Source organism: Streptomyces ureilyticus, assembly GCF_011045025.1.
In the GTDB taxonomy this organism is placed as follows: domain Bacteria; phylum Actinomycetota; class Actinomycetes; order Streptomycetales; family Streptomycetaceae; genus Streptomyces; species Streptomyces ureilyticus.
In genome coordinates, this window is sequence record NZ_JAAKZX010000039.1 from 50802 (window position 1) to 57723 (window position 6922).

A 6922-nucleotide genomic window follows, 5' to 3' on the forward strand; every position below is an offset into this window, starting at 1 on the left:
CCGACATGAGCCCCGAACTTGCCGGTGTGCTCCAGCTGCTCGCGCTCATCGCGGCGCTGGCGCTGGCCTACCGACCCCTCGGCGACTACATGGCCCGGGTCTACTCCTCGGACAAGCATCTGCGTGTCGAGAAGTGGATCTACCGGGGCATCGGCGCCAACCCGAACACCGAGATGCGCTGGCCCGCGTACCTGCGCGGCGTGCTGGCCTTCTCCGCGGTGAGCGTGCTCTTCCTGTACGTCCTGCAGCGCGTCCAGGGCAGCCTGCCCGGCTCGCTGGGCTTCGCCTCGATCGACCCGGACCAGGCGTTCAACACCGCCGCGTCCTTCGTGTCGAACACCAACTGGCAGTCGTACTACGGCGAGCAGGCCATGGGCCACGTCGTACAGACCGGCGGCCTGGCCGTGCAGAACTTCGTCTCCTCGGCCGTCGGCATCGCGGTGGCGGTCGGTCTCGTACGAGGCTTCGCACTCCCCCACTCTCGGCTTCGCTCGAGCGGGGGGACCCCCATCCGTACCGGTGAACTCGGCAACTTCTGGGCCGATATGGTGCGCGGTGTCGTACGCATCCTGCTGCCGCTCTCCGTGATCGCCGCCATCGTGCTCGTCGCATGCGGTGCCATCCAGAACTTCTCCGGGATTCATGAAGCCGGACAGTTCGCGGGCGGCTCGCAGCAGTGGAACGGCGGCGCCGTCGCCTCCCAGGAAGCCATCAAGGAGATCGGCACCAACGGCGGTGGCTACTTCAACGCCAACTCCGCCCACCCCTTTGAGAACCCCAACCCCTTCTCCAACCTCTTCGAGATCTTCCTGATCCTGCTGATCCCGTTCTCGCTGACGCGGACCTTCGGCCGGATGGTCGGCTCGCTGAAGCAGGGGTACGCGATCCTGGCCACGATGGCGACCATCTGGCTCGGCTTCATCTGCCTGATGTGGTGGACCGAATTCGCCCACCACGGACCGGCGTTCGAGATCGCCGGCGGTGCGATGGAGGGCAAGGAACAGCGCTTCGGCATCGGGGCCTCGTCGATCTTCTCGATTTCTACGACGCTGACCTCCACGGGCGCGGTGGACTCCTTCCACTCGTCCAACACCGGCCTCGGTGGCGGCCTCAACCTGCTGGGCATGCAGCTCGGCGAGATCGCGCCCGGCGGTGTCGGCTCCGGTCTCTACGGCATGCTGATCATGGCGATCATCGCGGTGTTCATCGCGGGCCTCATGGTGGGCCGTACTCCCGAATACCTCGGCAAGAAGATCGGCACCCGCGAGATCAAGCTGGCGGCCTGCTACATCCTGATCACCCCGGCCCTGGTGCTCGTCTTCACCGCCTTCGCGATGGCGCTGCCCACCCCGGCCAACTCGATGACCAACACCGGCGCGCACGGATTCTCCGAGATCCTCTACGCCTACACGTCCGGCGCCAACAACAACGGCTCGGCCTTCGCCGGTCTGAACGCGGACACGCCGTGGTTCAACACCACGATCGGGCTCGCGATGCTGCTCGGCCGGTTCCTGCCGATGGTGTTCGTGCTGGCGCTGGCGGGCTCGCTCGCCGAGCAGACGCCGGTGCCGGCCACCGCGGGCACCCTGCGGACCGAAAAGCCGCTGTTCACCGGGCTGTTGGTGGGCGCGATCCTGATCATCACCGGTCTGACCTACTTCCCGGCACTCGCGCTGGGCCCCCTCGCCGAGGGGCTGGCGACATGACCACCGACATCAAGAAGCAAGACATCAAGAGGCAAGACAAGCAAGAAGAGGACTCGATGTCCGCAGCCACCACTTCGGCCCGCGCGCCGCACAGCGATGTGCCTACCGGGCACAAGGGTTCCCCAGAAGGGCGCGTCGGCACGGGTCTGTTCGACCCCAAGCAGCTGGTCAGGTCGCTGCCGGACGCCTTTCGCAAGCTCGATCCGCGGGTGATGGTCAAGTCACCCGTGATGTTCGTGGTGTTGGTCGGGTCCGTGCTGACGACCGTGTTCTCGTTCAAGGACCCCGGCGACTGGTTCGGCTGGACGATCAGCGCCTGGCTCTGGCTGACCGTGCTCTTCGCCAATCTGGCGGAGGCGGTGGCCGAGGGCCGGGGCAAGGCGCAGGCCGACACCCTGCGCAAGGCCAAGACCGACACCGTCGCCCGGCGGCTCGTGGGCGACCGTGAGGAGCAGGTGCCCGGCACCGAGCTGCGTATCGGCGATCTGGTGGTGTGCGAGGCGGGCGACGTCATCCCCGGTGACGGTGATGTCGTCGAGGGTGTCGCGAGCGTGGACGAGTCGGCGATCACGGGGGAGTCGGCGCCGGTCATCCGCGAGTCCGGCGGGGACCGGTCGGCCGTCACGGGCGGTACGAAGGTCCTGTCCGACCGTATCGTCATCAAGATCACGACGAAGCCCGGCGAGACCTTCATCGACCGCATGATCAACCTGGTCGAGGGCGCGGCCCGGCAGAAGACGCCCAACGAGATCGCGCTGAACATCCTGCTCGCCTCGCTGACGATCACCTTCCTGCTCGCGGTGGCCACGCTGCCGCCGCTCGCGGACTACGCGGGCACCCACCTGACCATGGTTGTGCTGGTGGCTCTGCTGGTCTGCCTGATCCCGACCACGATCGGCGCCCTGCTCTCGGCGATCGGCATCGCGGGCATGGACCGGCTGGTGCAGCGGAACGTACTCGCCATGTCGGGAAGGGCAGTTGAGGCGGCGGGCGATGTGTCGACCCTTCTTCTCGACAAGACCGGCACCATCACGCTCGGCAACCGGCAGGCCGCCGAGTTCCTGCCGGTCAGCGGCACCCCGGAAGCCGAGGTCGCCGATGCCGCCCAGCTCTCCTCGCTGGCCGACGAGACGCCCGAGGGCCGCTCCATCGTCGTACTGGCGAAGGAGAAGTACGGACTGCGGGAGCGGCACCAGGGCGAACTGGTCGGCGCCGAGTGGATCGAGTTCACCGCGCAGACCCGGATGTCGGGTGTGGACGTGGACGGCAGGAAGGTCCGCAAGGGCGCGGTGGGGTCGGTCGTCGCCTGGGTGCGGGAGCAGGGCGGGACTGTCGCGGATGACGCCGGCGCGCTCGCGGACCGTATCTCCGAAGCGGGGGGTACGCCGCTGCTCGTGGCCGTCCAGGACGCGGATGGTGCACGGGTGCTGGGCGTGATCCACCTCAAGGACGTCGTCAAGGTGGGCATGCGGGAGCGGTTCGAGGAGCTGCGCCGTATGGGCATCAAGACCGTCATGATCACGGGTGACAACCCGTTGACGGCCAAGGCGATCGCGGACGAGGCGGGCGTCGACGACTTTCTCGCGGAGGCCACTCCCGAGGACAAGATGGCGCTGATCAAGCGCGAGCAGGCCGGCGGCAAGCTGGTCGCGATGACGGGTGACGGTACGAACGACGCGCCCGCGCTGGCTCAGGCGGACGTCGGTGTCGCGATGAACACGGGCACGTCGGCAGCCAAGGAGGCCGGCAACATGGTCGACCTCGACTCCAACCCGACCAAGCTCATCGAGATCGTCGAGATCGGCAAGCAACTCCTCATCACCCGGGGCGCGTTGACGACCTTCTCGATCGCCAACGACGTCGCGAAGTACTTCGCGATCATCCCCGCGCTGTTCGCGGCGGTCTACCCGGGCCTGAACAAGCTCAACATCATGGGCCTGTCCTCGCCGGACTCCGCGATCCTCTCCGCGGTCGTCTTCAACGCGCTGATCATCATCGCGCTCGTACCGCTCGCCCTGCGCGGGGTGCGGTACCGGCCGATGAGCGCCGACAAGATGCTCCGCCGCAACCTCGGGATCTACGGCCTCGGCGGGCTGATCGCCCCGTTCATCGGCATCAAGATCATCGATCTGCTCATCTCCCTCATCCCCGGGCTGTAACTACTGAAGGCGTGCTGATCGGCAATGAACAACTCGGTTACGAACACGGCCCGGTTGCTGGGGGCGGGGCTGCGGGCGCTGCTCGTACTGACGCTGGTGTGCGGTGTGCTCTACCCGCTGGCCGTCACCGGTGTGGCCCAGGCGCTGTTCCACAACAAGGCGAACGGCTCGGAGATCAAGGTGGACGGCAAGGTCGTCGGCTCCTCGCTCATCGGCCAGCAGGGCTACAGCCTCGACTACTTCCAGCCCCGGCCCGCCAACGGGCTGGGCACCAACAGCGTCAACACCCAGTACAAGCTGATCCTGTCCGGCGCGACCAACCGTGCCGGTGACAACCCCGAACTCATCAAGTGGGTCCGGGAGACCAAGGCCAAGGTCGTCAAGGACAACTCGACGGCGGACTACAACGTGCGGCCCTCCCAGGTGCCCGCCGACGCGGTCACCTCATCCGGCTCGGGCCTCGACCCGGACATCTCCCCGTCGTACGCGGACCTCCAGGTCCACCGCGTCGCCGAGCGGAACAGGTTGTCCGTCGCCCAGGTCCAGAAGCTCGTCGACGAGCACACCGAAGGCCGCGTCCTCGGCTTCATGGGCGAGCCCCGCCTCAACGTCCTCGAACTCAACGTGGCGCTCGAGGAACTTGTGGCGAAGGGCTGAGTCCCGGTGCGGGCTGAGCTGAGGCGGACGTTTCGGCGGTGGTCATGCCGTAGCGGGGTCGGAGCTGCGACCCGTGCCCTCGGTGGAGGAGCGGGCGTGCGGCGGGACGGTGCGGGAGACGCTCGCGGTGTGCGATGCCGTTTCGGGGACGGTCGCCGTCTCGGCCGGCTTCTCGGCAGCCGTCGGCTTGCGGAGCAGGAGCAGGGCCGCGTCGTCGTGCAGGCGGCCGCCCACGTGGGTCAGCAGTTCCTCGTGAAGGGCGGTGAGGGTGCGGGCCGGGTTGTCGGTCAGGTGCCGTTCCAGGCCTTTGGCCACGGGGTAGAAGTCGCGGTTGTGGTCCCGGGCCTCCGTGACGCCGTCGGTGTAGAGGAGCAGTTGGTCGCTGTCCGCGAGGGGCAGGACCTGGAGGGTGGGGGCCTCGCCGGTGAGGGCGCGCAGGCCCAGGGGCGGCGTCGGGTGCGTGGGCTCGGCCGGGACGACCTTGCCGTCGCGTACCAGCAGGGGAGGAGCGTGGCCGCAGTTGACCACCTCCAGGCGGCCTTCGCGGGGGTAACCGGCGACGACAGCGGTGACGAAGTCGTCGCTGCCGAGGTTACGGGCCAGGCTCCGCTCGATCCTGTCGACGACGGCGAGGAGATCGGGTTCGTCATAGGCGGCCTCGCGGAAGATGCCGACCACGAGGGCGGCGGTGCCCACGGCCGGCAGGCCCTTGCCCCGCACATCGCCGACGATCAGCCGCACCCCGTACGGCGTCGGCACCAGCGCGTAGAGGTCCCCGCCGATACGGGCCTCCGCCGCCGCGGCGCTGTAGCGGACGGCCGTCTGGAACGGGCCGACCGTCGCCGGTACGGGCTTGAGCAGTGCATGCTGCGCGGCCTCCGCCACGGAACGGACGGCGGCGAGCACCTTCTCCCGGCGCCCGCGCAGCGCGCTGGCCAGGCCGCTGGCCAGGGTGACGGCCGCCAGTGCGGACAGCACGACCACCAGCTCATGGCTCGGCACACCGTCACGGATGCCGAGTGCGGTGCCCAGCCCCACGGCGAGGAGCCCGACACTCAGGACCCCGAGCGGTCCGCTGGTCGTGGCGGCCAGCGCGGGCCCGACGGCCAGCAGCGGCAGCCAGATCATTCCCGACCCGCCGAGGAGGTCGACGAGCACGATGGCGGAGACGGCGAGTACGGGCAGTACGGCCGTACTCGCGGCTACGTGCGCGGCGGTACGCAGCCGGGCCCCAGGACTGCCCACTCGCTTGCTGAACGGCCGTATCGGCCAGTGGTCGCCACCGTGGTGTCGGGCCTGAGTCATGTGGTGTCCGCAGTCCTCACCTGTCGCGGGGTCGCCCCCTGGAATGTCCGGTTCATCCAGGAAACGGGTTCGATGGGGGCTGCTGCAAGGAGTGCGTTTTCAGATAATGAGCAAAGGGTCCCTGGTCACGTGGTGAGCGGAAGACTCCTGGTCACGTGGTGAGCGAAAGGCTCCTGCTCACCCGGTTCGCCGTCGGGATCAGCCGCGCCCGGATCTCCTCCAGCCGGGAGATCCGGTCCTTCGGCAGCGAGACGCCGAGTGAGCCGAGCTTGTTTCCGTAGTAGACGGGCACCGCGACGCAGACCGTGCCGAGGGCGTACTCCTCCAGGTCCGTGACGGCAGGGGCCACGGGCGAGGAGTCGACGCGCCGCAGCAGTTCCGGAGGGCTGGTGATGGTACGAGGCGTGAGGTCGGACATGGTGTGCCGGGACAGGTAGTCCTTGCGGGACTCCTCGTCCAGCTCGCGCAGTACGGACTTGCCCAGCGCGGTGGCGTGCCCGGCGTCCTCGAAGCCCACCCAGAGGTCGACCCGGGGAGCCCGGGGACCGTCGACGATCTCGGCGACCCGGATCTCGCCGTCCTCGTAGAAGGTGAGGTAGGCGGCGGTCGAGAACTCGTCCCGCAGTGCCGCGAGCGTCGGACGGACCCGGCTGAGCAGAGCCTGGCCGCGCCCCGCGGTGTGCATTGTCTGCACCTTGTCGCCCAGGATGTAGCCGCCGTCGTCCAGCTTCCGCACGTAGCCGTCGTGCACCAGCGTCCGCAGCAGGTGATACGCGGTGGCCAGCGGCAGCTCCGTCTCCCGCGCCAACTGCTTGGCCGGCGCCCCGTTCTCATGCGCACTCACCGCCTCCAGCAGCCGCAAAGCCCGCTGCACGGAGCCGATGAGAGTAGGCCCCTCGCCTCCAGCCATACGCCCAGCGTGCGCCTGGCACGCGGGATGGGCAACATTCGCGCCCGTCAGGGGCGCCCCATAGGGGGCGCGGGGCTGTATCAATTCGCGGCTCCGCCCCGACGGGGGACCCCCATGAGCGGGGGGCGACCAGCCACGCCGGACCCGCAGTCGAATTACGACCCGGGGGTCTGGGGGCGCAGCCC

The 6922-nt window shown here is 68.7% G+C and carries 5 protein-coding genes; 3 read left to right on the plus strand and 2 right to left on the minus strand.

The features are described 5' to 3' along the window. The first annotated feature begins 5 nt into the window (after positions 1-5). The 3 genes from kdpA to G6048_RS15265 are packed head-to-tail and all read left to right on the plus strand — an operon-like array spanning position 6 to position 4522. Positions 6-1706 (plus strand): potassium-transporting ATPase subunit KdpA, encoded by a 1701-nt coding sequence (kdpA, locus tag G6048_RS15255; RefSeq protein ID WP_165340071.1) that lies wholly within the window; start codon positions 6-8, stop codon positions 1704-1706. After that, positions 1703-3865 (plus strand): potassium-transporting ATPase subunit KdpB, encoded by a 2163-nt coding sequence (kdpB, locus tag G6048_RS15260; RefSeq protein ID WP_206341614.1) that lies wholly within the window; start codon positions 1703-1705, stop codon positions 3863-3865. The genes kdpA and kdpB overlap by 4 nt, the downstream gene beginning before the upstream one ends. Positions 3866-3889: 24 nt before the next feature. Further along, a complete protein-coding gene (locus G6048_RS15265; RefSeq protein ID WP_165340072.1) occupies positions 3890-4522 on the plus strand; it encodes a potassium-transporting ATPase subunit C in 633 nt (210 codons plus the stop codon). Between the two features lie 42 nt (positions 4523-4564). On the opposite strand, the gene G6048_RS15270 is transcribed toward G6048_RS15265, so the two are convergent. Beyond that, complete coding sequence (locus G6048_RS15270) at positions 4565-5827, minus strand: PP2C family protein-serine/threonine phosphatase (RefSeq protein WP_165340073.1); 1263 nt, start codon at positions 5825-5827, stop codon at positions 4565-4567. A gap of 151 nt (positions 5828-5978) precedes the next feature. Then, positions 5979-6737 carry an IclR family transcriptional regulator gene (locus G6048_RS15275; RefSeq protein ID WP_165340074.1) on the minus strand — a complete coding sequence of 253 codons (759 nt, stop codon included), beginning with the start codon at positions 6735-6737 and terminating at the stop codon, positions 5979-5981. Positions 6738-6922 lie beyond the last annotated feature (185 nt).